25 protein-coding genes are annotated in these 26271 nt (G+C 63.4%); 19 read left to right on the forward strand and 6 right to left on the reverse strand.

Features of this window, described 5'->3' with window-relative positions; genetic code table 11:
* Nucleotides 1–61: 61 nt before the first annotated feature.
* From pheS to K3174_RS07555, 11 genes are all read left to right on the forward strand, one after another.
* Complete coding sequence (gene pheS, locus K3174_RS07505; RefSeq protein WP_221557528.1) at nucleotides 62–1183, forward strand: phenylalanine--tRNA ligase subunit alpha; 1122 nt, start codon at nucleotides 62–64, stop codon at nucleotides 1181–1183.
* Nucleotides 1180–3549 carry a phenylalanine--tRNA ligase subunit beta gene (gene pheT, locus K3174_RS07510; RefSeq protein ID WP_221557530.1) on the forward strand — a complete coding sequence of 790 codons (2370 nt, stop codon included), beginning with the start codon at nucleotides 1180–1182 and terminating at the stop codon, nucleotides 3547–3549. The genes pheS and pheT overlap by 4 nt, the downstream gene beginning before the upstream one ends.
* Nucleotides 3546–4289, forward strand: coding sequence for an SDR family NAD(P)-dependent oxidoreductase (locus K3174_RS07515; RefSeq protein ID WP_221557541.1), 744 nt, complete (start codon nucleotides 3546–3548; stop codon nucleotides 4287–4289). The genes pheT and K3174_RS07515 overlap by 4 nt, the downstream gene beginning before the upstream one ends.
* Nucleotides 4289–4597, forward strand: a complete 309-nt coding sequence (locus K3174_RS07520) for a hypothetical protein (protein ID WP_221557543.1) — start codon at nucleotides 4289–4291, stop codon at nucleotides 4595–4597. The genes K3174_RS07515 and K3174_RS07520 overlap by 1 nt, the downstream gene beginning before the upstream one ends.
* A 4-nt stretch (nucleotides 4598–4601) precedes the next feature.
* Entirely contained in the window at nucleotides 4602–6140 is a 1539-nt protein-coding gene (locus K3174_RS07525; RefSeq protein ID WP_221557545.1) for a peptide chain release factor 3, read from the forward strand.
* A 38-nt stretch (nucleotides 6141–6178) separates the two neighbouring features.
* Nucleotides 6179–7066, forward strand: coding sequence for an alpha/beta fold hydrolase (locus K3174_RS07530; RefSeq protein ID WP_221557547.1), 888 nt, complete (start codon nucleotides 6179–6181; stop codon nucleotides 7064–7066).
* Nucleotides 7066–7623: a pyridoxamine 5'-phosphate oxidase family protein gene (locus K3174_RS07535; protein WP_221557549.1), complete on the forward strand. Its 558-nt coding sequence runs from the start codon at nucleotides 7066–7068 to the stop codon at nucleotides 7621–7623. The genes K3174_RS07530 and K3174_RS07535 overlap by 1 nt, the downstream gene beginning before the upstream one ends.
* A gap of 7 nt (nucleotides 7624–7630) precedes the next feature.
* The gene (locus tag K3174_RS07540) at nucleotides 7631–8329 is read left to right on the forward strand and encodes an endonuclease/exonuclease/phosphatase family protein (protein WP_221557559.1); all 699 of its coding nucleotides are present in this window, start codon (nucleotides 7631–7633) and stop codon (nucleotides 8327–8329) included.
* Nucleotides 8330–8477: 148 nt separating this feature from the next.
* The gene (locus K3174_RS07545; RefSeq protein WP_221557560.1) at nucleotides 8478–8816 is read left to right on the forward strand and encodes a P-II family nitrogen regulator; all 339 of its coding nucleotides are present in this window, start codon (nucleotides 8478–8480) and stop codon (nucleotides 8814–8816) included.
* A 17-nt stretch (nucleotides 8817–8833) separates the two neighbouring features.
* Nucleotides 8834–10171 carry an ammonium transporter family protein gene (locus tag K3174_RS07550; protein WP_247711971.1) on the forward strand — a complete coding sequence of 446 codons (1338 nt, stop codon included), beginning with the start codon at nucleotides 8834–8836 and terminating at the stop codon, nucleotides 10169–10171.
* Nucleotides 10172–10436: 265 nt separating this feature from the next.
* Complete coding sequence (locus K3174_RS07555) at nucleotides 10437–12824, forward strand: TonB-dependent receptor (RefSeq protein ID WP_221557570.1); 2388 nt, start codon at nucleotides 10437–10439, stop codon at nucleotides 12822–12824.
* Between the two features lie 71 nt (nucleotides 12825–12895).
* On the opposite strand, the gene K3174_RS07560 is transcribed toward K3174_RS07555, so the two are convergent.
* From K3174_RS07560 to K3174_RS07570, 3 genes are read right to left on the reverse strand one after another with little or no spacing between them, the layout of a single operon-like run.
* Nucleotides 12896–14482 carry a GMC family oxidoreductase gene (locus K3174_RS07560; protein ID WP_221557572.1) on the reverse strand — a complete coding sequence of 529 codons (1587 nt, stop codon included), beginning with the start codon at nucleotides 14480–14482 and terminating at the stop codon, nucleotides 12896–12898.
* 24 nt (nucleotides 14483–14506) lie between these two features.
* Nucleotides 14507–15445, reverse strand: a complete 939-nt coding sequence (locus K3174_RS07565; RefSeq protein ID WP_221557574.1) for a sterol desaturase family protein — start codon at nucleotides 15443–15445, stop codon at nucleotides 14507–14509.
* 5 nt (nucleotides 15446–15450) lie between these two features.
* Entirely contained in the window at nucleotides 15451–15855 is a 405-nt protein-coding gene (locus tag K3174_RS07570) for a hypothetical protein (RefSeq protein ID WP_247711972.1), read from the reverse strand.
* A gap of 60 nt (nucleotides 15856–15915) precedes the next feature.
* Here K3174_RS07570 and K3174_RS07575 point away from each other — a divergent pair, with 60 nt between their 5' ends.
* On the forward strand, nucleotides 15916–17337 hold the full coding sequence (locus K3174_RS07575; protein WP_221557576.1) for an amidohydrolase: 1422 nt from the start codon (nucleotides 15916–15918) through the stop codon (nucleotides 17335–17337).
* Here the strand turns inward: K3174_RS07575 and K3174_RS07580 are convergent, their stop codons facing one another.
* A complete protein-coding gene (locus K3174_RS07580) occupies nucleotides 17338–17778 on the reverse strand; it encodes a protein tyrosine phosphatase family protein (protein WP_221557577.1) in 441 nt (146 codons plus the stop codon).
* Nucleotides 17775–18590: a TerC family protein gene (locus K3174_RS07585; RefSeq protein ID WP_221557580.1), complete on the reverse strand. Its 816-nt coding sequence runs from the start codon at nucleotides 18588–18590 to the stop codon at nucleotides 17775–17777. The genes K3174_RS07580 and K3174_RS07585 overlap by 4 nt, the downstream gene beginning before the upstream one ends.
* Before the next feature lie 246 nt (nucleotides 18591–18836).
* Here K3174_RS07585 and K3174_RS17000 point away from each other — a divergent pair, with 246 nt between their 5' ends.
* From K3174_RS17000 to K3174_RS07620, 7 genes are all read left to right on the forward strand, one after another.
* Nucleotides 18837–19565 (forward strand): cold-shock protein, encoded by a 729-nt coding sequence (locus tag K3174_RS17000; RefSeq protein WP_221557582.1) that lies wholly within the window; start codon nucleotides 18837–18839, stop codon nucleotides 19563–19565.
* Nucleotides 19566–19708: 143 nt separating this feature from the next.
* Nucleotides 19709–20896, forward strand: coding sequence for an aspartate aminotransferase family protein (locus tag K3174_RS07595; protein WP_221557584.1), 1188 nt, complete (start codon nucleotides 19709–19711; stop codon nucleotides 20894–20896).
* Between the two features lie 7 nt (nucleotides 20897–20903).
* Complete coding sequence (gene argF, locus K3174_RS07600; RefSeq protein ID WP_345719602.1) at nucleotides 20904–21833, forward strand: ornithine carbamoyltransferase; 930 nt, start codon at nucleotides 20904–20906, stop codon at nucleotides 21831–21833.
* A gap of 50 nt (nucleotides 21834–21883) precedes the next feature.
* Nucleotides 21884–22789 carry an Hsp33 family molecular chaperone HslO gene (hslO, locus tag K3174_RS07605; protein WP_221557588.1) on the forward strand — a complete coding sequence of 302 codons (906 nt, stop codon included), beginning with the start codon at nucleotides 21884–21886 and terminating at the stop codon, nucleotides 22787–22789.
* A gap of 91 nt (nucleotides 22790–22880) precedes the next feature.
* Entirely contained in the window at nucleotides 22881–23282 is a 402-nt protein-coding gene (locus K3174_RS07610; RefSeq protein ID WP_221557590.1) for a hypothetical protein, read from the forward strand.
* A gap of 43 nt (nucleotides 23283–23325) precedes the next feature.
* Entirely contained in the window at nucleotides 23326–24036 is a 711-nt protein-coding gene (gene queC / locus K3174_RS07615) for a 7-cyano-7-deazaguanine synthase QueC (RefSeq protein ID WP_221557593.1), read from the forward strand.
* A gap of 4 nt (nucleotides 24037–24040) precedes the next feature.
* A complete protein-coding gene (locus K3174_RS07620; protein ID WP_221557595.1) occupies nucleotides 24041–25630 on the forward strand; it encodes an MFS transporter in 1590 nt (529 codons plus the stop codon).
* Here the strand turns inward: K3174_RS07620 and K3174_RS07625 are convergent.
* Nucleotides 25627–26154 carry a superoxide dismutase family protein gene (locus K3174_RS07625; protein WP_221557597.1) on the reverse strand — a complete coding sequence of 176 codons (528 nt, stop codon included), beginning with the start codon at nucleotides 26152–26154 and terminating at the stop codon, nucleotides 25627–25629. The genes K3174_RS07620 and K3174_RS07625 overlap by 4 nt on opposite strands.
* Nucleotides 26155–26271: the final 117 nt, after the last annotated feature.

Consider the following 26271-nt stretch of genomic DNA (forward strand, 5'->3'; position numbering starts at 1 on the left):
TTTCTCCACATGCCGCTAGGGGCGGCGGACGCATAGTTCCGACACTTCCAAGCAAGATCCGATGACCGACCTCGACCAACTCAAGACCGATGCGCTGACGCAGATCGAAAACGCTCCCGATGCAGCGGCGCTCGAAGCGCTGCGGATCGAATTTCTGGGCAAGCAGGGATCGATCTCGGGACTCATGAAAACGCTGGGCAAGATGGCGCCCGAAGAACGGCAGGTGCAGGGCCCGCTGCTGAACGGCCTGCGCAGCGCCACCGCCGATGCCATTGCCGCGCGCAAGGAAGCATTTGAAAATGAAGAGCTTGAAGCGCGACTGGCATCGGAGACTCTCGATCTCACCCTGCCAGCGCCGGATGTGCCGCAGGGCTCGGTCCACCCTGTCAGCCAGGTGATGGACGAACTCGCTGAAATCTTTGCGGATCTCGGCTTCTCGGTCGCCACAGGTCCCGAGATCGAGGACGACTGGCACAATTTCACCGCGCTCAACATGGCCGAAACGCATCCCGCGCGCGCCATGCACGATACCTTCTATTTCCTGCAAGATCGTGCGGATCAGACGCTTGATAACGCGCCGAACACACGCATGCTGCTGCGGACGCATACCTCGCCGGTGCAGATCAGATCGTTAGTCGAACATGGTGCGCCGATCCGCATCATCGCCCCGGGCCGGGTCTATCGCAGCGACAGCGATGCGACCCACACGCCGATGTTCCACCAGGTCGAAGGCCTGGTGATCGACCGCGCGATCCATCTCGGCCATCTCAAGTGGACGCTGGAGACCTTCCTCAAGGCCTTCTTCGAGCGCGAGGATATCGTGCTGCGCCTGCGGCCGAGCTATTTTCCCTTCACCGAACCGTCGGTCGAGGTCGATGTGGGCTGGCAGGATGTAGATGGCCGCCGCGTGCTCGGCGGTGATGGCGATGCGCCGGGCCATGGCTGGATGGAGCTGCTGGGCAGTGGCATGGTCAATCGCCGCGTGATCGCATTCGCGGGTCTCGATCCGGACGAGTGGCAGGGCTTCGCTTTCGGCGTCGGCGTCGATCGCCTTGCCATGCTCAAATACGGCATGGACGATCTGCGCGCCTTCTTCGACGGCGATCGCCGCTGGCTCTCGCATTACGGCTTCTCGCCCTTCGACCAGCCGACGCTCAGCGCCGGGGTGGGAGCACGCGCATGAAGTTCTCGCTCAACTGGCTCAAGGTGTATCTCACGACCGAGGCGGACGCTGCGACGATCGCTGCGACGCTCAACGCCATCGGCCACGAGGTGGAGGGGATCGACGATCCGGCGGAACGGTTCGCGGGCTTCCGCATCGCCGAAGTGCTGACCGCCGCGCCCCATCCCGATGCCGACAAGCTGCAGGTGCTGACGGTCGACACCGGAGAGGGCGAACCGCTCCAGGTCGTCTGCGGAGCGCCCAATGCCCGTGCCGGGATGAAGGGTGTGCTCGGCTTGCCCGGCGCGGTGGTCCCCGCGAATGGCATGGAGCTGCGCAAAAGCGCTATCCGCGGGGTCGAATCCAACGGCATGATGTGTTCCGTCCGCGAACTGGAGCTGGGCGAGGAGCATGACGGCATCATCGAGCTTCCGGGCGATGCTCCGGTAGGGACGGATTTTGCCATCTATCGCGGAACCTCGCCCGTGTTCGATGTGGCGATCACGCCCAATCGCCCGGATTGCATGGGCGTTTACGGCATCGCGCGCGATCTCGCGGCGGCGGGTCTGGGCACGCTGAAGCCGCCGCGCATCGACGCGGTAGAGGGGCGCTTTCCCTGTCCGGTCGCAATCCGTACCGAGGATCCCGAAGGCTGCCCCGCCTTCTATGGGCGGGTCATTCGCGGCGTGACCAACGGCGCTTCGCCCGAATGGCTGGCGAATGCGTTGCTCAGCGCCGGGCAGCGCCCGATCAGCGCGATCGTCGACCTGACCAACTTCATGATGCTTTCCTACGGCCGCCCCGCACATGCCTACGACCTCGCAAAGCTCACCGGCACGGTGGTCGCCCGCCGCGCGGTCGCAGGCGAGCAGATCGAAGCGCTGAACGAGAAGACCTACACGCTCGACGAAACCATGACCGTGATCGCCGACGAGGCAGGCGTGCATGACATCGCCGGGATCATGGGCGGCGAGCATTCATCGGTGACACCCGAGACCAGCGACGTGCTGCTCGAAATCGCCTATTTCGATCCCGAGCGCATCGGCGTGACGGGCCGCAAGCTCGGGCTTGCCAGCGATGCCCGCACCCGGTTCGAGCGCGGGGTGGATCCGGCTTTCCTCGACGACGGGCTGGCGCTGCTTTCGGCGCTGATTCTGGAGCTTTGCGGCGGCGAGGCGAGCGATGTGGTGCGCGCGGGTGCTCCACCGAAGGAGCCGAGGATTGTCACCTTCGATCCGGGGCTCACGCGGCGCCTCGGCGGTGTCGAGGTGGCAGAGGACGAACAGCGGCGCATTCTCGAAGCGCTCGATTTCCGGGTCGACGAGGCCTGGCAGGTCACCTGTCCGCCGCGCCGCCACGATATCGAAGGTCCGGCCGATCTGGTCGAGGAAGTCGTGCGCATCCACGGCCTCGACAAGGTCGAGAGCGTGGCACTGCCGCGCGCGGAGGGCGTCGCCAAGCCCACCGCCACCCCGCTCCAGCTGATGGAGCGCAAGCTGCGCCGCGCAGCAGCGGCGCGCGGGCTCGACGAGGCGATCACCTGGAGCTTCATCTCCGAGCGCGAGGCCGATCTGGTCGGCGGCGGGCCATGGGTGCTCGACAATCCGATCAGCGAGGAGATGAAGGTCATGCGTCCCTCATTACTCCCCGGCCTGCTTTCCGCGGCGCGGCGCAACCTCGCGCGCGGTGCATCCTCGCTGCGGCTGTTCGAGATCGGGCGGCGCTATCTCGCGGATGGCGAGCATCCCTCGCTGGCCTTCGTTCTGGTCGGCGACGAGGCGGAACGCGGCTGGAAGACGGGCAAGCCGCGCACCTTCGATGCCTACGACGCCAAGGCGCTGGTCCTCGACCTGCTCGCCGCCGCCGGGGCGCCGGTCGGCAATCTCATGGTGATGGGCGAGGCGGGCGAGGTCTATCACCCCGGCCAGTCGGCCACGCTGCGGCTCGGCCCCAAGAACCGCATTGCCAGCTTCGGCGCGGTGCACCCTGCGCTGCTCAAGGCTTTCGACATCGATGTGCCGGTCATGGCCGGCGGGATCCATCTCGATGCGATCCCGGTCAAAAAGGGTGCACCGAGCTTCGCACGCGCCGCCTATGCCCCGCCCGCATTGCAGGCGATCGGGCGCGACTTCGCTTTCCTCGTCCCGGCCGATCTCGCCGCCGCCGATCTGGTGCGCGTAGTAAAGGGCGCAGACAAGAAGGCGGTCGTCGATGCGCGCGTTTTCGACGTGTTCGCGGGGCAGGGTGTGCCCGAAGGCCGGAAATCCGTGGCGTTGGAAGTCACGCTTCAGCCAGGCGAGAAGAGCTTCACCGATGTCGAGATCAAGGCGATTTCGGACAAGGTCGTCGCCGCAGCCGCCAAGCAAGGCGCGGAGCTGAGGGGATGAAGACCGCTTTCGTAACCGGCGCCACCGCGGGGATAGGCGAGGCTACCGTTCGCACGCTGGTCGCTGGCGGGTGGCGCTGCGTGGCCACGGGCCGGCGCAATGAACGGCTCGATGCGCTGGTTGCCGAGCTGGGCGCGGACAAGGTCCACCCTGCCGCGTTCGATGTGCGCGATACCGCCGCGATGGACGATGCCATCGCCGCGCTGCCCGAAGGTTTCGCCGGGATCGATTTGCTGGTGAATAATGCCGGGCTGGCGCAGGGCCTGTCACCCGCGCAGGAGGCCAGCCTCGACGACTGGCAGACCATGATCGACACCAATGTCACGGCCATGGTGGTGCTGACCCGCAAGTTGTTGCCCGTGCTGATCGAACGCAAGGGCGCAATCATCGCCATCGGGTCGGTGGCGGGCAGCTACATTTATCCGGGCGGCAATGTCTATGCGGGGTCCAAGGCCTTTGCGAACCACTTCACGCTTGCCTTGCGTGCCGATCTGCACGGTACCGGCGTGCGCGTGACCAGCATAGAGCCGGGCATGGTGGAAACCGAGTTCACACTGGTGCGCACGAACAGCCAGGACGCGAGCGACGATCTCTATCGCGGGGTGAACCCGATGACCGGGCAGGACATCGCCGATACGATCAAGTGGATCGCCGAATTGCCGCCGCATCTGAACATCAACCGGTTGGAACTGATGCCGGTGAACCAGGATTTTGCAGGTTTTCGGGTGGCGCGCGACTGATGGGGCGCACGGTACTGGCGATTATTTGTGCGCTTATCGGCCTCGGCGGTTTTGGCGTCGCGCTTACCTCCACGGGTGCGCGGCTGATCTCCGACTGCTCGCAATCGGTGTTCGTCTCCTCGTACTACGTCTGGGGAGGTGCCCTCGTGTTTCTGCTGGCGTGCGGGGCGGCCATCAGCCTACGCCCCACGACGGGTTATCTGATTATCGTCGGCATCCTGCCGTTGCTGGTGTTGCACGATTTCTCGCCGGGGGCCGCGATCAGGGACATCCTCAATAACCAATGCCCGCTTCTTCGAATCCCGTGAGCCAATGACCTCAAACCGCCGTACCTTCGCAATCATCTCGCACCCCGACGCGGGCAAGACCACGCTGACCGAAAAGCTGCTGCTGACCGGCGGTGCCATCCACCTGGCCGGCGAGGTCAAGGCGCGCGGGCAGGCGCGGCGGGCGCGCTCGGACTGGATGAAGATCGAGCAGCAGCGCGGCATTTCGGTCACCTCGAGCGTGATGACCTTCGAGCGCGCCAATGAAGACGGGGAAGTCATTACCTTCAACCTGCTCGATACGCCGGGGCACGAGGATTTCTCCGAAGACACCTATCGCACGCTGACTGCGGTCGATTCCGCCATCATGGTGATCGACGCGGCCAAGGGGATCGAGCCGCAGACGCGCAAGCTGTTCGAAGTGTGCCGGTTGCGCAGCGTGCCGATCATCACCTTCGTCAACAAGGTCGACCGCGAAGGACGGCCGGTGTTCGAACTGCTCGACGAGATTGCGGATATGCTCGCGCTCGATGTCAGCCCGCAGGCTTATCCGGTGGGCATGGGTGGGGAGTTCGAAGGCGTGCTCGATTTCGACACCGGCTGCATCGCGCGCCCGGAAGGGCCGAGCAAGGAGTTCAAGGGCAGGCGCGACTGCGATGCCGAGATTCCCGAACGTTTTGCCGAGAATATCGAACTGGCGCAGATCGGCTATCCCGAATTCGATCTCGAGGCGTATCGCAATGGCGATCTCACGCCGGTCTATTTCGGCTCCGCGCTCAAGAATTTCGGCGTCACCGAACTGATCGAGGCGATCGCGAAATACGCTCCGCCGCCGCGCCCCCAACCTGCGGGCGAAGAGCAGATTTCGCCCGAACGCGACGAGGTCACCGGCTTCATCTTCAAGGTGCAGGCCAATATGGACCCCAACCACCGCGACCGTATCGCCTTCATGCGGCAGGTCTCCGGCACCTTCAAACGCGGCATGAAGCTGACGCCCTCGGGCCTCGGCAAGCCGGTCGCCATCCATTCGCCGATCCTGTTCTTCGCGCAGGATCGCGAAGTGGCCGACACGGCCGAGCCTGGCGACATCATCGGCATCCCCAATCACGGCACTTTGCGCGTCGGCGATACGCTGAGCGAGAAGAACGCGATCCGCTTTACCGGCCTGCCGAACTTCGCGCCGGAGATCCTGCGCCGCGTGGCGCTGGTCGATCCGACCAAGACCAAGCAGTTGCGCAAGGCACTCGACGATCTGAGCGAAGAGGGCGTGATCCAGGTCTTCTATCCCGAGATCGGCGGCCAGTGGATCGTCGGTGTGGTCGGGCAACTCCAGCTCGACGTGCTGATCAGCCGCCTGTCCGCCGAATACAAGGTGGAGGCGCGGCTGGAAGCCTCGCCCTTCGCCACCGCGCGCTGGATCCGGGGCGAAGACAAGGCGCTGAACGAGTTCGAGAAGTTCAACCTCTCCAACCTCGCCAAGGACCGCGACGGCGATCTCGTCTTCATGGCCAAGAGCCCGTGGGACGTGAACTACCAGCAGGAAAAGAACCCGGACCTGACCTTCTCCGCGACCAAGGAGCGCTGAGGTTGAATTGACGCGCGGAGTGGCGCAAAGCCACGCGCATGACGCCACACGCCGGACCGACCTCGCAGACCTTCATCTCGCAGCGCCTGCGGCTGCACTATCTCGACTGGGGTGGACTTAACGGGAAGGGGCGCGGGAAGCCGCCGCTGGTGCTGGTCCATGGCGGGCGCGACCATGCACGCAGCTGGGACTGGGTCGCCGAACAGCTCTGCGACGACTGGCATGTCGTGGCCATGGACCATCGCGGCCACGGCGATTCCGACTGGGTCAGCGACGGCAATTATTCCGCCAACGACATGGTCTACGACCTTGCCCAGCTGGTCCATCAGCTCGGCGTGGGGCCGGTGACCATCGTCAGCCATTCGATGGGTGGCAATGTCTCGCTGCGCTATGCCGGCACGTTTCCCGACATGGTCGGCAAGATTGTCGCCATCGAAGGCCTGGGGCCGAGCCCGACGCGCCAGGCCGAGATGCGCGAGAAAAGCTATCCCGAACGGCTCAATGAGTGGATCGGCAAGAAGCGCGCCGCATCCGGCCGCACTCCGCGCAAATACGAAAGCATCGAAGCCGCCTTCGCGCGGATGATCGAGGAAAACAGCTACCTCACCGAAGATCAGGCGCGTCACCTCACCGTTCACGGGGTGAACCGCAACGAGGACGGCACCTATAGCTGGAAGTTCGACCCGCACCTCAATGTGTGGCCGGTCGAAGACATTGCCGACGAGTTCCTGCACCAGACATGGGCGGCTATCACAGCGCCGACCTTGCTGCTCTACGGCGCTGACAGCTGGGCTTCGAACCCCGAAGGCGATGGCCGGCTCGACCATTTCTCCAATGCCAGGGTGATCGAATTCGAAAATGCAGGGCACTGGCTCCACCATGACCAGTTCGACCGCTTTATGGCGACACTGAGGGATTTTCTCTGATGGCCGATTTCTTCGACGCGCTGAACGACAAGCATATCGCCATGATCGGCAAGCAGCCGGTCTTCTTTGTCGCCACAGCCGCCGAAGATGCCCGCATCAATCTCTCGCCCAAGGGCTACGACGCCTTTCGCGTAATCGCCCCCGACCGGGTCGCCTATCTCGATCTTGGCGGGTCGGGCAACGAGACCCACGCCCATCTCGCCGCGGATGGGCGGATCACGATCATGTTCTGCAACTTCGACCGGCCGGCACTGATCCTGCGCATCTATGGCCAGGGGCGCGCCGTGCTGCCGCAGGATGCGGGCTGGGCCGAACTGGCGGACCGGTTCGAACTCATTCCCGGCACGCGGCAAATCTTCGATATCGCGGTCGAGAGCGTCCAGACCAGTTGTGGCTGGGGCGTGCCCTTCATGGATTATCGCGAGGAACGCCACACGCTGAAAAAGGCGCATGCCCAGTCCGACCCGCAGGAATGGGTCGCCAAGATGCAGACGCGCACCCAAAGCATCGACGGCCTGCCCACCCGCCCGACCGATCGGTTCTTCGAAGGCGAATAGGGCGCGAGTGCAGATCACTTTCGCCAGCTACAACATCCACAAGGCTGTCGGGCTGGACCGCAAACGCGATCCCGAGCGCATCCTTTCGGTCCTGCACGAGATCGACGCCGATATCGTTGCGCTGCAGGAAGCCGACCGACGCATCGGCGAGCGTGCGAGCGTTCTGCCGCGCGCGGAGCTCGACGATACGCACTGGCGCGTGGTCGAGGTGGCCCGGCGCCCGCGCAGCATCGGCTGGCACGGCAATGCGCTGCTGGTCAGGCGCGGGATCGATATCGTCCATGGCGAAGCGCTCGATCTTCCGATCATTGAGCCGCGTGGCGCGGCTTGCGGGGAGTTCGTGGTCGAAGGGCGCAGCCTGCGCGTGATCGGGACGCATCTCGACCTGTCCGGCCTGCGCCGCCGCGACCAGATCCGCTCCCTCCTGAAATTCTGCGGCAAATGCCGGCGCGATCTGCCGACCGTCATCATGGGCGACTTCAACCAATGGGGCCGGCAGACGGGCGCGATGCGCGAATTTGCGGCCGACTGGCAGGTCATCACGCCGGGCCGCAGCTATCCGAGCCGACAGCCCGTGGCGACGCTGGATCGTATCGTGGCGAGCAGGCATTGGAACTGCATCGCGACCGACGTCCATCATACGGCGCTGTCCGCCGTCGCATCGGACCATCTGCCCATAAAGGCGACCCTCGAATTGCCTAAATAGCGGGCACCCGCCTAAGGAATGGACAATATTATACCCTGAAAAGGGGTCTGGGCGGCCAAATCTTACCAAAACCTTATTTGGCACGCAGTTTGCTGCATGTGCGAATGCCGGTGCTTGGGCCGGTGGATCACAATGAGGGGGTGAGCGCGTGAAATTCATCATCGCCGTCATCAAGCCATTCAAGCTCGACGAAGTCCGTGAGGCTTTGGGAGCTATCGGAGTGGCCGGAATGACCGTTACCGAAGTCAAGGGGTTCGGTCGCCAGAAAGGGCAGACCGAAATCTACCGCGGTGCGGAATACTCGACCAATATGCTGCCCAAGGTGAAGCTCGAGATTGCCGCCAGCGACGATCTTGCTCCGCAAGTGGTCGAGACAATTCAGCAGACTGCCAGCACCGAGGCGATCGGCGATGGCAAGATCTTCGTATTCGACCTCGCCAGCGCCACGCGTATTCGCACCGGCGAAACCGGCGACACCGCGCTCTGACGGACAGGATGGGAACCATGATGCTTCGAACTTTTTCTCGCAGCGCCGCCGTCGGCCTCGCGCTGCTCACGCCCGCAGTGGTATTCGCGCAGGAGGCGGTAGATCCCGCCGCCGCGGAAGCAGCAGCGGCCGTTTCCGGCGGTACGGCCTATATTTTCAATACGCTTCTATTCCTAATCGGCGGATTCCTCGTCATGTGGATGGCGGCGGGCTTTGCCATGCTCGAGGCCGGTCTGGTCCGTTCCAAGAACGTATCGGTCCAGTGCCTCAAGAATATCGGCCTCTATGCAATTGCCGGTCTCATGTTCTGGGTGATCGGATACTCGATCGCCTATCCGGGTTTCGAAGGGGGCTATTTCGGCATCGCGGACTTCCCCTACGCGATGCAGGGGGTTGGCGAAGCTGACACCGAGACCGGATATTCGATCGCGTCCGACTGGTTCTTCCAGATGGTTTTCTGCGCCACCACGGCCTCGATCGTTTCGGGCACGGTTGCGGAGCGCATCAAGATCGTTCCGTTCTTCATCTTCGTCACCGTCCTGACCGGCTTCATCTATCCGGTTATCGTCAGCTGGGAATGGGGTGCCGGCTGGCTCGATGCGATGGGCTTCTCGGACTTCGCCGGTTCGACTCTCGTTCACTCGACCGGCGGCTGGGCGGCTCTGATGGGAGCTCTCATCATCGGCCCGCGCCTGGGGCGCTACACCAATAAGGGCATGGCGGTATTCCCGGGTTCGAGCATCCCGCTCGCAACGCTCGGCACCTTCATCCTGTGGCTTGGCTGGTTCGGCTTCAACGGCGCGTCCCAGCTTGCCATGGGCACGATCGGCGACGTGTCCGACGTGTCGAAAATCTTCGTGAATACAAACATGGCGGCTTGTGCCGGCGTGGTCGTAGCGATCATCTTCACCCAGCTGCGCTACGGCAAGGCGGATACCACCATGGCTCTCAACGGTGCGCTTGCCGGCCTTGTGGCGATCACTGCCGAACCGCTGACGCCGAATGTGGGCATGGCGATCATAATCGGCGGTATCGGCGGCGCGCTCCCGGTGATCTTCGTTCCGATACTCGACAAACTGAAGATCGACGACGTCGTCGGCGCCATTCCCGTCCACCTCGTCGCCGGTATCTGGGGTACGCTGGCAGTGCCGCTGACCAACACCGAAGTACCGTTCGTGGCACAGATCACCGGTGTCGTCGCGACAGCCGTCTTCGTCTGCGTGACTTCCGGCATCGTCTGGTTCGCACTCAAGATGACCATCGGGGTGCGTCCGAGCGAAGAGGAAGAGATGGCAGGTCTCGACCTCGGCGAAACCGGTATCGAAGCCTACCCGGAATTCGCCCGGGCAAGTTGATCACAAGTTAGGCGGGGCGCCTCTTCTCTCTCCTCTCCTCTTGGAGGTGTCCCCGTCTAAAGATGTTCCTCCTGCGAACACAAGCCTATCGAGGGCCGGGATATTTCCCGGCCCATTTTTTTGTCCGCTGCCTGTGTGACTCTTTTACTACGTTGGCGACCGATCTCATTGAGTAGCGGATGGTCCCGATTGTTTCGCGGCCCAAGTTGATTCATGTAATTCGTCATCAAGAGGCTGTTAGTGCCTCGGCAGGAGGACGAACATCATGCAAACAATAAACCACCGGCTTGCTGTGCGCACTGCGCTGCTCTTTGCCGGATGCAGCCACATGGCTGTCGCAGTTCCGTCGCTTGCGCAGGAGACGGAGCAAGTCGAAGACGATGCCAACGTTATCATCGTGACGGCGACCAAACGAGATTCGACCATCCAGGATGTGCCGTTTTCGATCAACGCACAGACGCAGGAAGACATCCAGAAATCCGGTGCAGCCAATCTCGAAGACATCTCGCGCAACGTTGCCGGCCTTTCCGTGCAGAATCTCGGTCCGGGCCAGAGCCAGGTGTCGGTCCGCGGGGTATCGGCGGGGCAGGTCGTACGCGATCAGCCCGGCGTGAAGGAGCAGGTTGGCGTCTATCTGGATGAAAGCGTCATTTCGCTCTCGCTGTTTACGCCCGATCTCGACCTGTTCGACCTGAATCGCGTGGAAACGCTGCGTGGCCCGCAAGGTACGCTATTCGGTTCCGGCAGCGTCGGCGGGACGATCCGCTACATTACCAACCAGCCGCAAGTCGGTGTTACCGAAGGCCTTGTCGAGGGGAATATCAATCTTGTCGATGGCGACGACCTGGGCTGGCACCTGAAAGGCGCCGTCAACGTGCCTGTAGGGCAGAACGCGGCAATCCGTGCGGTCGGCTATTACACGCAATATGGCGGCTTCATCGACGCGATCGGTCCAGCTGGCGGCGAAGACGTGAACGATGGCAAGCGCTATGGCGGACGCATTGCCTTCACGCTCGACACCGGCGAAGGTTTCAGCATCACGCCGCGCGTGGTTTACCAGAAGGTGGAAGCGAATGGCTTCAACCGGCAGGAAATCTACAACCTCTACGCCAATCCGTTTACGACCACCCGCCCCGCGGTGACGTTCGACGAGCGCGAGCAGTACCTGCTCTTGCGCGAGGCATTCGAAGACGAAACGCTGATCGCGGATCTGGTGGTCGAGGCGGAGCTTGGCCCGGTCACGCTCACCTCGGTCAGCTCCTATACCAATCGCGATATCCTGGTCAGCCGCGACGGTAGCGCCCTCACCGGCTCGGTTTCGGTCGATCTCGGCTATCCCGACGAGGGTGTCCTGTTGCCGGCCAATCTGCGCGACACCACCGATGTGGAAGGGGTCACGCAGGAAATCCGCTTTTCCTCGAACGGATCGGGCCCGTTCCAATGGGTGTTCGGCGGGTTCTACGCCAGCACCGACCGCTTCTATCGCCAACGCCTGCCCACGCCGGGCTATGCGGCAGTGACCGACGCGACGCTGGGCGCAGGCACATCGGCAGCGGTCGCCAACGGCTTCCCGGATCTCGATTCGCCCTATAATGCGGACCTGCCCTACCAGCTCGAACAGGTCGCGATCTTCGGCGAAGGCACCTATGCCCTGACCGATGCCTTCGATGTGACGATCGGGGTGCGGTATTACGATTTCGAAGAAAGCCGCAAGTTCATCTCGGGCGGTTTATTCGCCAATGGCGACAATGTTTCCGATACGACCACGTCCGACGGTTTCAGTCCGCGCATTCTGCTAAGCTATGATGTCAGCGAAACGCTTACGGTCAATGCGCAAGCTTCCAAGGGCTTCCGTCTTGGCGGCGTAAACGATCCGCTCAACATCACGCTCTGCACGCCGGAGGATGCCGCGCTGTTCGGGGCATTCCAGAGCTATGACGACGAGTCCCTGTGGAACTACGAAGTTGGCGCCAAGGCGCAGGGACGCGGCTTCTATGCCAACGTTGCGGGTTTCTACAACGACATCAAGAACCTGCAGACGACACTCGATGCCGGAAGCTGTTCCTCGCGCATCGTGTTCAACGTGGAGGAAGCGCATACGATGGGTGTCGAAGCCGAATTCGGCTTGTCGCCAATCGACGGGCTCGATCTGGTCTTTTCGGGCAGCCTGATCGAGGCGGAGTTCGATTCCACCCTTCCGGGCCCGCTCGCCGCCGCTACGGGGATTCGCGAAGGTAACCGGCTCGCCTCCGTGCCGAAGTTCCAGTTCTCCGCCTCCGGCAGTTACGAGTTCCCGATCGCGGATAGTGCGAGCGCCTATCTTTCGGCCTCCTACAGCCATGTCGGCAATCGCTATACGCAGCCGGGCGATCAGGAAAACAATCCGCGCACCTTCGTCCATGGCCTGCCGTTCGGAGGCGCTCCCGCCGATGCCGCCACCACGGTCGATCTGCTGTTGCCGTCCTACGATCTGGTGAACGTCAATGTGGGCATCGACTTCGACAGCGGGTTGTCCTTCGTCCTCTACGCAAACAACATCTTCGACGAGAATGCGTTGCTCAGCTTCGACCGCGAACGCGGCGGACGTGCCCGTCTGGGCTATAGCGTCGGTTCGCCGCGGACCTTCGGCCTGACGGCACGCCAGACGTTTTGATGGGGCATCCAGGACTTTAAATGCGGGCCGGGGGCGACTCCGGCCCGCTCCTCGTTTGCGGAGAACTCAGATCAGGCAACCAGCGCTGCCTTCACGAAATCCGCACAGCGCTCGCCGATCATGATGCTCGGCGCGTTCGTATTGCCGCTGACCACGCGCGGCATGATGCTGGCGTCGGCCACGTACAGCGCGTCGATCCCGCGCGCCTTAAGCGTCGGGTCGACCACGGCACCTTCATCCGCGCCCATGCGGCATGTACCGACGGGGTGATAGACCGTGTCCGCTCGATTGCGGATCAGCTCGTCCAGCTCGGCATCGTCGTGGAGATTAACCGCATAGCGATCCTGCGGGCCGTATTTCGCGAGGCTGGGCGAAGAGGCGATGCGGTGCGAGAGGCGCACTCCCTCGCGCAAGGTCGCAATATCGCGATCGTCATCGAGGAAGTTCGGATCGATGCGAGGCGCATGGCTGGCATCGCGGCTGTCGAGCCGGACGGTGCCGCGGCTTTCGGGTCGCAGGACGCAGGCATGGAGCGAAAAGCCGTGTCCTTTCACTTTTTCGCGCCCGTGATCTTCGAGCATGGCAGGCACGAAATGCCATTGCACATCGGGGGCGGGCGCATCGGGCATGACGGTCCAGAACCCGCCCGCTTCGGCATAGGGTGTCGTCATGATGCCGGTGCGCTTGCGCCGATGCTCCATGATGGCCTTGGCCATGCGGACCGTGCCGGTCAGGCTGTCGCCGATGAAATCCTTGCTCTTGGTCTCCCAGCTGGAAACGTAGTCGATGTGGTCCTGAAGGTCCGACCCGACTGCGGGCCTGTCGAGTACGACCTCGATCCCGTGCTCCCGCAAATGCGCCCCCGGGCCGATACCGGACAGCATGAGTATCTGCGGCGAATTGAAAGCTCCCGCTGACAGCACGACCGCGCCGCGCGCCGTGATCGTGCGCTCCTTGCCCGCGACTGCGTAGGTCACGCCGGTTACCCGTCCCTGGTCGATTTCAAGCCGCTGCACCGTGACGCCGATGCGGATGTCGAGATTCTTCGCGCGGCGCTGCGGCTCTATATAGGCGCGCGCGGCCGACCAGCGTTCGCCGTCCTTTTGCGTGACCTGGTAGAGTCCGAAACCCTCCTGGTTCGCCCCGTTGAAATCGGCATTGCGCGGCAACTGGAGCTGCGCGGCCGCCTCGACGAAAGCCAGGCTGCCCGGATTGGGCCATCTCTGATCGCTGACCCAAAGCGGGCCGCTGCTGTTATGGTATTCGTCGGCCCCGCGGACATTGTGCTCGGCGCGCTTGAAATAGGGCAGAACGTCGTCATAGCCCCAGCCGGTGCAGCCGAGCGCAGCCCAATTGTCGTAATCCCAGCGATTGCCGCGGATATAGACCATGGCGTTGATTGCCGATGAACCGCCCAGGCCGCGCCCGCGAGGCTGATAGCCGACGCGTCCATTGAGACCTTTCTGCGGAATTGTCTCGAAACGATAGTTCTGCGCGTCGCGCAGGAAGGGCATGAAGCCGGGTGTCCTGACCAACATGCCGTTGTTCCGCCCGCCCGCCTCGAGCAGACATACAGTCCGTCCAGCTTCCGCCAGCCTTCCGGCAACGGCACTGCCGCCGCTGCCGCCACCGATCACGATGACATCGAATTCGTCCATGGATTCTCCTCTCCTGCCTAGAGGTTAGGCAGGCTCCGCTTCGCCCGCAATCGGGTTTTCCGATGAAACGGACTTTTCCTGCGTTCCCTGCCGTTCGAGCCAGCGTTCACGGATCTGGTCCGAGGTTTCGCGGCTGCCGTCATGCGTCCAGCCGGGCTCGCGCAGGAGATAGGAGAGTTTGTGCTTCCACGGCGCGCGCCACATGTCTTGCACGATGCCGATCCATTCATGGAACACCGCCCAGAGCAAATTGAAGCTGCCGAGCTGCTTGACGATACCGTAGCGGATTTTCTCGCCGTCCACCTCCGGTGCGAAGGTGCCGAACATCTTGTCCCAGACGATGAACACGCCGGCATAATTGCGGTCGAGATACCGCGGGTTGGTGGCGTGGTGGACGCGGTGATGGCTTGGGGTGTTCATCACCGCCTCGAACCAGCGCGGCATGCGGTCGATCGCTTCGGTGTGGATCCAGAACTGGTAGATCAGATTGAACCCGCCGCAGATGGCGATCATCGCCGGGTGGAAGCCGAGCAGAACGAGCGGGAGTGCGAAGACGAAACCCAGCGTCAGGAACCCGGTCCATGTCTGCCGCAGCGCGGTGGAAAGGTTGTAATGCTGGCTCGAATGATGGTTCACATGGCTTGCCCAGAACCAGCGCACGCGATGGCCGAAGCGATGGACCCAGTAATATTTGAGATCGTCGAGCACGAAACACAAAGCGAAGGCCCACCAGGTCCAGGGTATATCGAACAGGCGAAACTGCCATAGCCACAGGAACAGAGCGAAGAAAACGCCGCCGAAAAGCAGACCCGAAACCGTACTGCCAAGGCCGAAGGCCAGGCTGGTGAGCGTATCTTTGGGCTCGTAAGCCTCGGGCCGCTTGCGCCACGCCCAGATCATCTCGATCAGCACGAGCGCGACGAAGCCGGGAACGGCAAGTTCGGTGGGCGAGAAATCGGGCATGGCGGTCAGTTCTTTATCGCGTCTATCGCATCGACCCAAGCCGAAGGATCGTCGAGCACCAGTCGCGCCGCACCGTAACGCTTTTCTGCCGTATCGACGAGCAGCGTGTCGCCATCGCGTTGAGCGCGAGAGGCGGGGGACAGAACGCGTCCCGCGAAATGCACGCCATGAGCGCGCAGCAGCAACACGCGCCCGGCGCCATCCCGCAGCAGCGCGCCCCGCCCGTCGCGGTCCAGCCCGACGGCGACCGCTTCGAATCCACTGACGGCCTCTGCCGCCGCAGTCCGGGCGGCATCTTCGTCTACAAGCCGGGGCGCCGGGCCAAGCTTGAGCCAGAAGGCAATTCCCGCGAGTGCGAAGATCGCCATCAGCGAACCGAGGAACTGGAACAGAGCAGGTGGCAATTCCATGACGCAGGCGTTGGCACGCGCGGCGCTTTCCGGCAAGCAGGGCGCATCAGGGAGACAGATATGAAATCCTTCGCCATTCTTGCCGCCGGGGCCGCACTGGTCGCCACGCCCGCCTTCGCACAGACTGCCGATCCCATCGCTCAGGTCGAAGCCGAAGCAGATCGGACCGAGCGTGTCGCCCAGCAGATCTGGCAGTTTGCGGAACTTGGATATCTCGAGACGCGCTCGAGCGGATTGCTGATCGACGAGTTGCAGAAAGAGGGTTTTTCCATCCGGCCCGGTGTGGCGGATATACCCACCGCTTTCGTTGCCGAGTGGGGCGAAGGTGGGCCTGTGATCGGCCTGCTCGCGGAGTTCGACGCTCTGCCGGGAATAACCCAATCGGCGGAACCGACGCGCGATCCCGTGGCGGGGAAACATGCCGGCCATGCCTGCGGCCACAACCTGTTCGGTGCGGGCTCGCTCAGCGCAGCGATCGCTATCCGCAACTGGCTGGAGGCGACCGGTACGCCCGGCCGCGTCAGGCTTTACGGTACGCCCGCCGAAGAAGGCGGCTCTGGCAAGGTCTACATGGCGCGCGCGGGTCTGTTCGACGATGCCGATTTCGTGATCGACTGGCATCCGGCGGATCGCAATTCCGCCGCTTCGCGCATGAGCCTTGCCAATCGCTCGGGCAAGTTCCGCTTCCGCGGGGTTTCCGCCCATGCCGCCGGCGCGCCGGAGCGCGGGCGCTCGGCGCTCGACGGGGTCGAGGCGATGAACATGATGGTCAACATGATGCGCGAACATACGAGCATGGATACGCGCATCCATTACGTCATCACGGACGGGGGCAAGGCTCCCAACGTTGTGCCCGATTTTGCCGAGGTGTTCTATTACGTCCGCCATTCGGATGCCGACGAGGTGCGGGCGCTATGGCCGCGGCTCGAGGCGGCGGCGAAGGGCGCAGCTATGGGAACGGGGACCGAGGTCGATTGGGAGATCATCCATGGCAACAATCCTACGCTCCCCCTCGAATCGCTGCAAAAGATGATGGATACCAAGCTGCGCGCGCTCGAGCCGATCGAGTATACGGCTGATGAGCTGACCTGGGCGGCGACGGTTCGCGAAAGTTTCGGCGAGGATGCTCCCGAACTCTCGGAAGCGGGCGAGGTCGAGGAATATGCCGTGCAGACCGGCTACGGCTCGACCGATGTGGGCGATGTCAGCCGCGCCGTGCCCACCGTCAGCGTGCGCACCGCCACCTGGGTTCCGGGAACGGCGGCACATAGCTGGCAGGCGGTCGCCGCGAGCGGGCACAGCTATGGTTCCAAGGGCACGCAGCATGCGGCCAAGGCGATGGTGCTGGCAGCGGTCGAACTCTACACCAATCCGCAACTGCGCGAGACGGCCAAGGCCGAGTTCATTGCGGCGCGGGGCGAGGATTACGTCTACGAATCGCTGCTGGGCGATCGCGACCCGCCGCTCGACTATCGCAAATGATCAGCCGCGGGCACGGGCGGCGAACATGTCGATCGCCGGGCGAACCGGGCTCACATCGTAGCCGCAGGCCGCCGCCGCTTCGCCGATTTCGTCGGGATCGCTGCCAGCCCTCGCCTGGGCGAGCGACCAGAGCAGGGTCGAGCGCGTTCCCGAACGGCAAAAGCCGAGCACCGGTCCCTGCGCCGCGGCCAGCGCGTCCTGCAGTTGTTCGACCTGCGGTTCGCTGAAGCCCGCGCTGCCGATCGGGATGGCCAGATAATCCATTCCGGCCGCGCGCGTGGCAGCCTCGATATCTGCGCCTTCCGGCTGATCGGGCGCTTCGCCGTCGGGGCGGTTGTTGACCACCAGCGCGATGCCCATCGCCGCGGCTTCGGAAATCTCCTGCGGCGTCACCTGCGGGCTGGCATAGAAGTCGTCGGATATCTTGCGGAATTCGCTCATGGAGCTTCTCCTGCCGCGCTGGCCGCTTTGCCTTCCCGGCGCCGGCGCTGGATTATGTTGAGGATCTCGACCCCGACCGAGAAGCCCATCGCGGCATAGATATATCCCTTCGGTACGTGGAATCCGAAGCCGTCGGCGATCAGGACGAGGCCGATCATGACGAGGAAGGCGAGCGCCAGCATCACCAGTGTCGGGTTCTTTTCGATAAAGTTCGCCAAGGGATCGGCCGCGACCATCATGATCGCAACCGTGATCACGACCGCTGCAACCATGATCGGGATTTCGTCGGTCATGCCGACGGCGGTCAGGATCGAATCGACCGAAAAGACGATATCGATCGCGACGATCTGGGCGATCACGGTCCCGAACGTCGCGGTCGCCGCGGCGGCGACACCGGGTGTCTTGTCGAGCAGCTCGCCCGAATTGTCTTCCGGCTCCATCGCGTGATGGATTTCCTTGGTCGCCTTCCACAGCAGGAACAGGCCCCCGACCAGCAGGATCAGATCGCGACCGGAAAAGGCTGTCTCGAAACTGGGTTCGCCATATTCGTTGGGCGCACCCACCAGGCCGAGGTCGAACAAAGGTGTCTGTAGCGTGACCAGCCAACCGATCAGCATCAGCAGTCCGATGCGCATGATGAGCGCAAGCGCGAGGCCGATACGGCGTGCGCGCTGCTGCTGGTGTTCGGGCAGCTTGTTCGACAGGATGGCGATGAAGATGAGATTGTCCACGCCGAGCACGACTTCGAGTGCAATCAGCGTCAGCAGGGCCAGCCAGGTTGCCGGATCGGACAGGAGAGCCAGAAATTCCATCACTCACCCTCTGCCCGCCGCCCTCGCTTCGTTCAAGCGATCTTTTGAGCAGTATCGCTATGCGAAAATGTCACATTTCTGCGGTTTGCTAGCTATTGCACCTAAAACATTCGCGCCTAGCCATGTTTCGCGCTATGACGGGTGAACAGGGGAGGGTTAAGTTCCCGCCCGCGCCAGTACGGAATGCAGTCCTCCGTTCCGGCGAGTTCTGACTTGTAGACTGCACGACAAGGTATTGTTCGAGTTATGGGTTACGACAGAGGACGCCGCCGCGGCCGGGACAAGCGCGACGGTTTCGGGGAAGACGGTTTCGACAATTTCGGTGGGCCTCCGGGCGATTTTGCTCCGCATGAGGCGTTTCAGAATGACCGTTTTGGCGGCGGTGATCGTGGGGGCGATCGTGGCGGCGGCTTCGGCGGCGGCAATCGCGGCGGCGGTGGCGGCTTCAACCGCATGCCTGCACAGGTCGTCGGTACCGGCAAGGGTACGGTCAAGTTCTTCAACGGCCAGAAGGGTTTCGGCTTCATCCAGCAGGATGGCGGCGGTGAGGACGTGTTCGTCCACATCAGCGCAGTCGAACGCGCCGGGCTCGAAGGTCTTGCCGAAGGGCAGGAACTGGAATTCAACCTCGTGGATCGCGGCGGCAAGGTCTCGGCGCAGGATCTCCAGGTCGTCGGCGATGTCATTCCCGTGCAATCGCGCGGCGGCGGTGATCGCGGCGGTGACCGCGATGCAGCACCCCGGCGGGAACTGACCGGCGAGAAAGCGACGGGAACGGTCAAGTTCTTCAATTCGATGAAGGGCTTCGGCTTCCTGACCCGCGATGACGGTCAACCCGATGCGTTCGTCCATATCAGCGCCGTGGAACGTTCGGGCCTTGCCGGAATCAACGAGGGCGAACGGTTCGAATTCGACCTCGAAGTCGACCGACGCGGCAAATATTCGGCGGTCAACCTCGTCCCCGTTCAGGACTGAGGCCGCGCTCCGCCTTCGGGTTTGACCCGGATCGCGAGACGCAATAGATCGCTGGCAAACACGCAGATGGCGGTTCCTTCGCGGGACCGCCATTTGTCTTTCGATTGCAAACGCACCCGCGAAGAGGTGCCGCTGGAGGCTCCATGTCGATTACGCCGCTGATGCCCGTCTATCCCCGTTGCGGGGTTCGCCCGGTCAAGGGCGAGCATTGCCATCTGATCGATGAAGACGGCACGCGCTATCTCGACTTCGCCAGCGGCATTGCGGTGAACCTGTTAGGCCATAGCCACTCCGGCCTGATCGGCGCGATCCAGAAACAGGCCGAGACGCTGATGCATGTCTCCAACCTCTATGGCAGCCCACAGGGCGAAGAACTCGCCCGGCGCCTGGTCGACAAGACCTTTGCGGATACCGTCTTCTTCACCAATTCGGGCGCCGAAGCGGTCGAGGCGGCGATCAAGACGGCGCGCGCCTACCACCAGCATGATGACGGCGACAGCAACCGTACCGAGCTGATCACCTTCACCAACGCCTTTCACGGGCGCACTATGGCGACCATCAGCGCGTCCAACCAGGAAAAGATGCACAAGGGCTTCATGCCCCTGCTCGCCGGGTTCCAATATGCCGAGTTCGACGATCTCGACCACGCCAGGTCGCTGATGAACGACAGGACTGCCGGTTTCCTTGTCGAGCCGATCCAGGGCGAGGGCGGCATCCGCCCGGGCAGCGACGAATTCATTCGCGGCCTGCGCCAGCTGGCCGACGATAACGATCTCATGCTGATCTTCGACGAAGTCCAGTGCGGCGTCGCTCGCACCGGCAAGCTCTACGCTTACGAACATTACGGCATCGAACCGGATATCATGGCCACCGCCAAGGGTATCGGTGGGGGCTTCCCGCTCGGTGCCTGCCTCGCGACCGAGAAAGCGGCACGCGGCATGGGCTTCGGCACGCACGGCTCGACCTATGGCGGCAACCCGCTGGCCATGGCTGCCGGCATGGCGGTGATGGACGCCGTCGCCAATGACGATTTCCTCGCCGAAGTCACCGAAAAGGGCGAGCGTCTGCGTACGCGCCTGGAACAGTTCATCGGCAATTATCCCGAGCTGTTCGAACTGGTGCGCGGCAAGGGCCTGATGCTCGGCCTCAGGATGAAGGTCGAAAGCCGGCCCTTCTTCGTCCATTTGCGCGACAATCATCACCTGCTGACGGTGGCCGCCGGCGACAACACACTGCGTGTCCTGCCGCCGCTGGTGGCGGGCGATGCCGAGTTCGACGAGTTCTTCGACAAGCTTTCGGCCGGTGCCGCGAGCTACGATCCGGCAGGCTGACGGGAGGGTGGCAGTGCGGCACTTCCTCGACCTCTCGGACGCTGGCGGTGATGCGATTGCCGCCATGATCAACGATGCCCAGGACCGCAAGGCGGCGCGGGCCGGCTGGCCGAAGGGCAGGGCCGATGCCGATGCGCCGCTTGCCGGCCATGTCCTCGGGATGATCTTCGAAAAGAACTCGACCCGCACCCGGGTCAGTTTCGACATGGCCATGCGTCAGCTGGGCGGTTCGGCCTTGATCCTCGATTCGGGCACCAGCCAGCTCGGGCGCGGCGAAAGCATTGCCGATACGGCACGCGTGCTCAGCCGCATGGTCGATGCGATCATGCTGCGCACCGACGATCACGAGAAAGCGCTGGAAATGGCGCGCCATGCCAGTGTGCCTGTCATCAACGGCCTGACCGACCGTTCGCACCCCTGCCAGATCGTCGCCGACCTGCTCACCATGGTCGAACATGGCAAGGCCGTGCCCGGGCTCGAAATCGCCTGGCTGGGCGATGGCAACAATGTGCTCCATTCGATTCTCGAAGCGGCGGGGCTGATGAAGTTCAACGTCCGTATCGGTACGCCGCAGGGATATGAGCCGGATGCCGAGTTCGTCGACATGGCGCGTTCGGGCGGTGCGCAGGTGACTTTGACGCAAGACGCCGCCGAGGCCGTGTCGGGCGCCGACATCGTCGTCACCGACACCTGGGTTTCGATGGGCCAGGAGCATGTTCACAACAAGCTCGCTGCGATGGCTCCCTTCCAGGTTTCCGGCCGACTGATGGATATGGCCAAGCCCAACGCCAAGTTCCTGCATTGCTTGCCCGCCCATGTGGGCGAGGAAGTCACCGAAGACGTGTTCGAAAGCGACCGGTCGGTAGTCTTCGACGAGGCCGAGAACCGCATTCACGCGCAAAAGTCGGTCTTGCTCTGGTGTTTCGACCGGATCTGACAGCTTCCGCCAAACCTAACATTTGCGGGCATGCGCCCCATATATCGGGCATGGACGCCATTTCCGCAAAGAACGAAGAGACCTATTCGGGTCGCCTGCTCGCCTTCACCATTCCGACGCGCCATGCGCGCGGGCGCGTCGTGCGGCTCGACAGGACGCTCGACGAGATTCTCGCGGCGCATGATTATCCGGCGCCGATCACGCATCTCCTCGCCGAGGCATTAGTGCTGGCCGTCCTGATCGGAGGGCTGGTGAAGGACGACGGATCGCAGGTCACCATGCAGGCGCAGACCGAAGCGGGTGCGGTCAGCTTGCTGGTCTGCGACTACAAGGGCGGCGACCTGCGCGGCTATGTGGAGTTCGACGCGGCCAGGCTTGCCGAACTGGGTGCCAACCCTTCGCTCTATGCGCTGTTCGGCAAGGGCTATCTTGCGATCACCTTCGATCTTGCCGGCGACAAGGGGCGCTACCAGGGCATCGTGCCGCTGGAGGGCGATAGTCTTGCCGAAGCGTGCGAGCGCTATTTCTACCAGTCCGAACAGGTTCCCACGCTCATTCGCTGCGCCGTGCGCTCGGACGGCGATGGAGTTCGTGCCGCCGGGCTGCTGGTGCAGCACCTTCCCGAGGGCGAGGAGGGGCGCGAGCGCCTGCATGCCAAGCTGGATCATCCCGAATGGGAACATGTCGCCATCCTGGCAGGCTCGCTCAGGCACGACGAACTGCTCGATCCCGCGCTTTCGCTCGAAGCGATCGCCTGGCGGCTGTTCCACGAGGAAGACGAAGTTCGCATCCAGCCGGGAGCGCAGATTGCCCGCGGATGCCGCTGCTCGGTCGAGCACTATCGCGCCGTGCTGGAGCGTTTTCCCGACGACCAGCGCGCCGAGATGCGCGATGAGAACGGGATCGTGCTCGTCGACTGCGCGTTCTGCTCGAAGCAGTTCGACATCGAAATTTGATCGGTATGTCGATATTATACAACGGTTCATCGCCATTTTGGTATAATGCGCGGGAATCGAGGCGTCTCTCCGGACGAAAGGTGGATTTGGTATGGCTTGCAAACGGGCTTTCCTGACGGCGCTCCTGCTGGCGCCGCTTGCGGCCGTGACCTCCCCGGCCATTGCGCAGGCATCTCTCGCCATGCTCGACAGTATCGATCGCGGCGGATGGGAAATCCGTTTCCGCGATGGCAGTTCCGCGCGCAAGGTCTGCGTGCGGACGGGGCGCGAACTCATCCAGCTTCGCCACACCGAAGGCGGCTGCAACCGGTTCGTCGTCGACGATGCGGCGAGCGAGGTGACGGTGCAGTACACCTGCCGGGGCAATGGTTATGGGCGTACCCATATCCGCAAGGAGTCGGCCAGCTTGGTCCAGATCGACAGTCAGGGAATTGCCGGGGGCAAGCCGTTCCAGTTCACCGCCGAAGCGCGCCAGACGGGTAGCTGCGGCTGACCGCCGGCTTGCAGGGTCGCGCGTTCGCGCTTAGCGGGCCTGCATGACTGAATCCGACACATCCGGCCCGGCAGTGGTCCTGCTCTCGGGCGGGCTCGACTCCATGGTCACGGCAGCGATCGCGCGCGAGCTTGGCATGGCGGTCCACGCGCTGACGATCGACTATGGCCAACGCCACGTGCGCGAGCTGCAATCGGCCCGCGCCATCGCCGAAAAGCTGGGGGTCGAGCGTCATGTGGAATTGCCGCTCGACCTCAGGCGCTTCGGCGGTTCGGCGCTGACGGATGATATCGATGTACCGAAAGGCGGGGTCGGGAACGATATCCCCGTGACCTATGTGCCGGCGCGCAACCTTGTCTTCCTGGCACTGACGACCGCCTTTGCCGAAACGGCGAACTCGCGCGATATCTTTATCGGGGTCAATGCGCTCGACTATTCGGGTTATCCGGATTGCCGTCCCGAATTCATCGCCAGCTTCGCGGAAACCGCGCGGCTCGGCACGAAGCAGGGTGTCGAGGGCCATCCGTTTACGATCCACGCGCCACTGCAGCACATGTCCAAGGCCGATATCGCGCGCGAATGCCATCGCCTCGGCCTCGATCCGGCGTGGAGCTGGTCCTGCTACGATCCGACCGCTTCGGGCGAGGCTTGCGGCGCCTGCGATTCCTGCCGCCTGCGCCGAAAAGGCTTTGCCGAGGCAGGGCTTGTCGATACCACCGTCTATTCAGAGGATGCCCCGGAACTGACGGAGTGAGGGTTTGACAGAAGCAACGGATGCCGCGCCAAAGGTCGGAAAAACAGCAGGCGACGGCACGGACAAGGTTCCCGCCTATAGCTGGTATGCCCTTGGCGTTCTCGTTCTCATCTATGTTCTGAACTTCATCGACCGGCAGATCCTGTCGATCCTCGCCAATGACATCAAGGCCGATCTCGGCGTCGAGGACGACTATCTCGGCTTCCTTTACGGGACCGCCTTCGCCGTCTTCTATGCTCTGTTCGGTATCCCGCTAGGCAAGCTCGCCGATAGCTGGAAACGGGTCCGGCTGATGAGCCTGGGTCTGGCGCTCTGGTCGACCATGACTGCGCTGTCGGGCTTTGCGAAAAGTGCGACCGCCCTGACCGTCGCACGCATCGGTGTCGGCGTGGGGGAGGCGACGGCCAGCCCGTCGGCCTATTCGCTCATCTCGGACTGGTTCCCCGCGCGATTGCGCGCGACCGCGCTCGCGATCTATTCCTCGGGCCTGTACATCGGCGGCGGTATTTCGCTGCTGATCGGCGGGCTCATCGTCGAGAACTGGAACGCCGCCTATCCCGAAGGCGGGCCATTGGGCCTGGCCGGCTGGCAGGCGGCATTCCTGGCGGTCGGCCTGCCCGGGCTCCTGCTGGCGCTGTGGGTGCTCACTTTGCGCGAACCCGTTCGCGGGGCGATCGACGGGTTGCCCACGCCCGAAGATCCGCAACCGTTCCGCGGCTTTTTGCGCGAATTGTTCCAGGTCATCCCGCCCTTCACCGTGTTCGGGGCGGCCGCCCGGGGGACCGGCGCATTGGCGATGAACCTGCTCGGCGCTGCCTTTTTCGCTGCTCTTGCATGGATACTGTGGCGCTGGACCGGTGTGCTGGAGCAATGGCTGTTTCTCGGCGTCGGCTATTATGCGGTGTTCAGCTGGGCGATGGGCCTGCGCGCGCGCGATCTGCCGACTTTCCGGCTGACCTGGGGGTCGCCCGCCTTCCTCTGCGTGATTCTGGGATATGGCACCGTCGCCTTCATGGCCTATGCCGCGTCCTATTGGGGCGCCCCCTATGCCGAACGCGCGCTGGGTGTCGACAAGACCGATCTCGGCTGGTTCCTCGGCGCTCCGGCGGCGGTGGCTGGTTTCCTCGGCGTTATCCTCGGGGGACGGATGGCCGACTACCTCCTCGAACGTCGGCCAGAGGGGCGGGTATGGGTTATAGTGTTCGGCCTGGTGACACCGATCCCGGCCATGTGGCTTGCCTACACGACCGACGATGTCGTGCTGTTCTATGTCGGCGCTTTTCTGGCGCAATTGCTGAGCGCATCGGCGCTGGGCGCGGCTGCTGCATCCAGCCAGGCGCTGGTTTTGCCGCGTATGCGCGGGCTCGCCACGGCGACGTTTTTCCTGGCGACGACGTTGATCGGCCTGGGCCTCGGCCCCTTCATGGCCGGCTATGTCTCGGCGACCAATGGCGACGATCTGTCGCTGGGCGTGCTTTCGACCCTGGTGGCGGCGCCGATCGGGCTGATCCTGCTCGTCGCGGCACTGAAGCTGGTCCCGCAAGCGGCGGGATCCGTAGTGGAGCGCGCCCGCGAGGCTGGCGAGGCGGTCTAGACCCGCTTCAATACCCCGCAGGCGATCCGCGATCCGGCATCGCCGGCCGGGTCGGTGCGATAGTCGTCCGGCCCGGCATGGACGACCACGGCCGTGCCGTCGGCATCGAAGATATCCTCGATCACGTCGCGGGCATTGCCTTCCAGTTGGACCTCGGTGCTGCCCGTCCGGTTGGCACCTACGATCAGATTGGGCATGTCGCCCAGATGCTGACCACCGGGTGACAGCGAACCGTGGGTCTTGTTGCCGGGATTGAGATGGCCGCCGGCGCTGGTGAAGTCGGGCGCGGTGCACTGGCCGGTCGTATGGAGATGGAAGCCATGCTCGCCTGGCGACATGGCCGCAGCGGCGACGGCGACCGTTACGGTCTGCCCATTGCTCAACAATTGTACGGTTCCGGCCGGTAGCCCATTGGCGAACAGCAGCGTCGTCTCGCCGACCCTGTCGCTGGGAAGCTCATCCACCGTGGTGCAGCCGGCAAGGGCGAGTGCGGCGAAAGATGGCAGCAGGAAACGGTTCTTCATGAATATCCTCACAGTTCGAACAACGGCATGCCCTGACAACGAAAAAGGGGCCGGATTGCTCCGGCCCCTTTTGTGATATTGGCGTATTGCCTGTCGCTTACATGCCCGAACCCGGAC

The organism is Qipengyuania qiaonensis, from assembly GCF_019711515.1.
Lineage (GTDB): Bacteria > Pseudomonadota > Alphaproteobacteria > Sphingomonadales > Sphingomonadaceae > Qipengyuania > Qipengyuania qiaonensis.

Coding starts and splice junctions, on each gene's coding strand:
- K3174_RS07555 (WP_221557570.1), top strand. CDS start 10,437: ATGCAAACAATAAACCACCGGCTTGCTGTGCGCACTGCGCTGCTCTTT.
- K3174_RS07560 (WP_221557572.1), bottom strand. CDS start 14,482: ATGGACGAATTCGATGTCATCGTGATCGGTGGCGGCAGCGGCGGCAGT.
- pheS (WP_221557528.1), top strand. CDS start 62: ATGACCGACCTCGACCAACTCAAGACCGATGCGCTGACGCAGATCGAA.
- pheT (WP_221557530.1), top strand. CDS start 1,180: ATGAAGTTCTCGCTCAACTGGCTCAAGGTGTATCTCACGACCGAGGCG.
- K3174_RS07535 (WP_221557549.1), top strand. CDS start 7,066: ATGGCCGATTTCTTCGACGCGCTGAACGACAAGCATATCGCCATGATC.
- K3174_RS07520 (WP_221557543.1), top strand. CDS start 4,289: ATGGGGCGCACGGTACTGGCGATTATTTGTGCGCTTATCGGCCTCGGC.
- K3174_RS07570 (WP_247711972.1), bottom strand. CDS start 15,855: ATGGAATTGCCACCTGCTCTGTTCCAGTTCCTCGGTTCGCTGATGGCG.
- K3174_RS07580 (WP_221557577.1), bottom strand. CDS start 17,778: ATGAGCGAATTCCGCAAGATATCCGACGACTTCTATGCCAGCCCGCAG.
- K3174_RS07585 (WP_221557580.1), bottom strand. CDS start 18,590: ATGGAATTTCTGGCTCTCCTGTCCGATCCGGCAACCTGGCTGGCCCTG.
- K3174_RS17000 (WP_221557582.1), top strand. CDS start 18,837: ATGGGTTACGACAGAGGACGCCGCCGCGGCCGGGACAAGCGCGACGGT.
- K3174_RS07525 (WP_221557545.1), top strand. CDS start 4,602: ATGACCTCAAACCGCCGTACCTTCGCAATCATCTCGCACCCCGACGCG.
- K3174_RS07565 (WP_221557574.1), bottom strand. CDS start 15,445: ATGCCCGATTTCTCGCCCACCGAACTTGCCGTTCCCGGCTTCGTCGCG.
- K3174_RS07530 (WP_221557547.1), top strand. CDS start 6,179: ATGACGCCACACGCCGGACCGACCTCGCAGACCTTCATCTCGCAGCGC.
- K3174_RS07625 (WP_221557597.1), bottom strand. CDS start 26,154: ATGAAGAACCGTTTCCTGCTGCCATCTTTCGCCGCACTCGCCCTTGCC.
- queC (WP_221557593.1), top strand. CDS start 23,326: ATGACTGAATCCGACACATCCGGCCCGGCAGTGGTCCTGCTCTCGGGC.
- hslO (WP_221557588.1), top strand. CDS start 21,884: ATGGACGCCATTTCCGCAAAGAACGAAGAGACCTATTCGGGTCGCCTG.
- K3174_RS07575 (WP_221557576.1), top strand. CDS start 15,916: ATGAAATCCTTCGCCATTCTTGCCGCCGGGGCCGCACTGGTCGCCACG.
- K3174_RS07515 (WP_221557541.1), top strand. CDS start 3,546: ATGAAGACCGCTTTCGTAACCGGCGCCACCGCGGGGATAGGCGAGGCT.
- K3174_RS07550 (WP_247711971.1), top strand. CDS start 8,834: ATGATGCTTCGAACTTTTTCTCGCAGCGCCGCCGTCGGCCTCGCGCTG.
- K3174_RS07595 (WP_221557584.1), top strand. CDS start 19,709: ATGTCGATTACGCCGCTGATGCCCGTCTATCCCCGTTGCGGGGTTCGC.
- K3174_RS07610 (WP_221557590.1), top strand. CDS start 22,881: ATGGCTTGCAAACGGGCTTTCCTGACGGCGCTCCTGCTGGCGCCGCTT.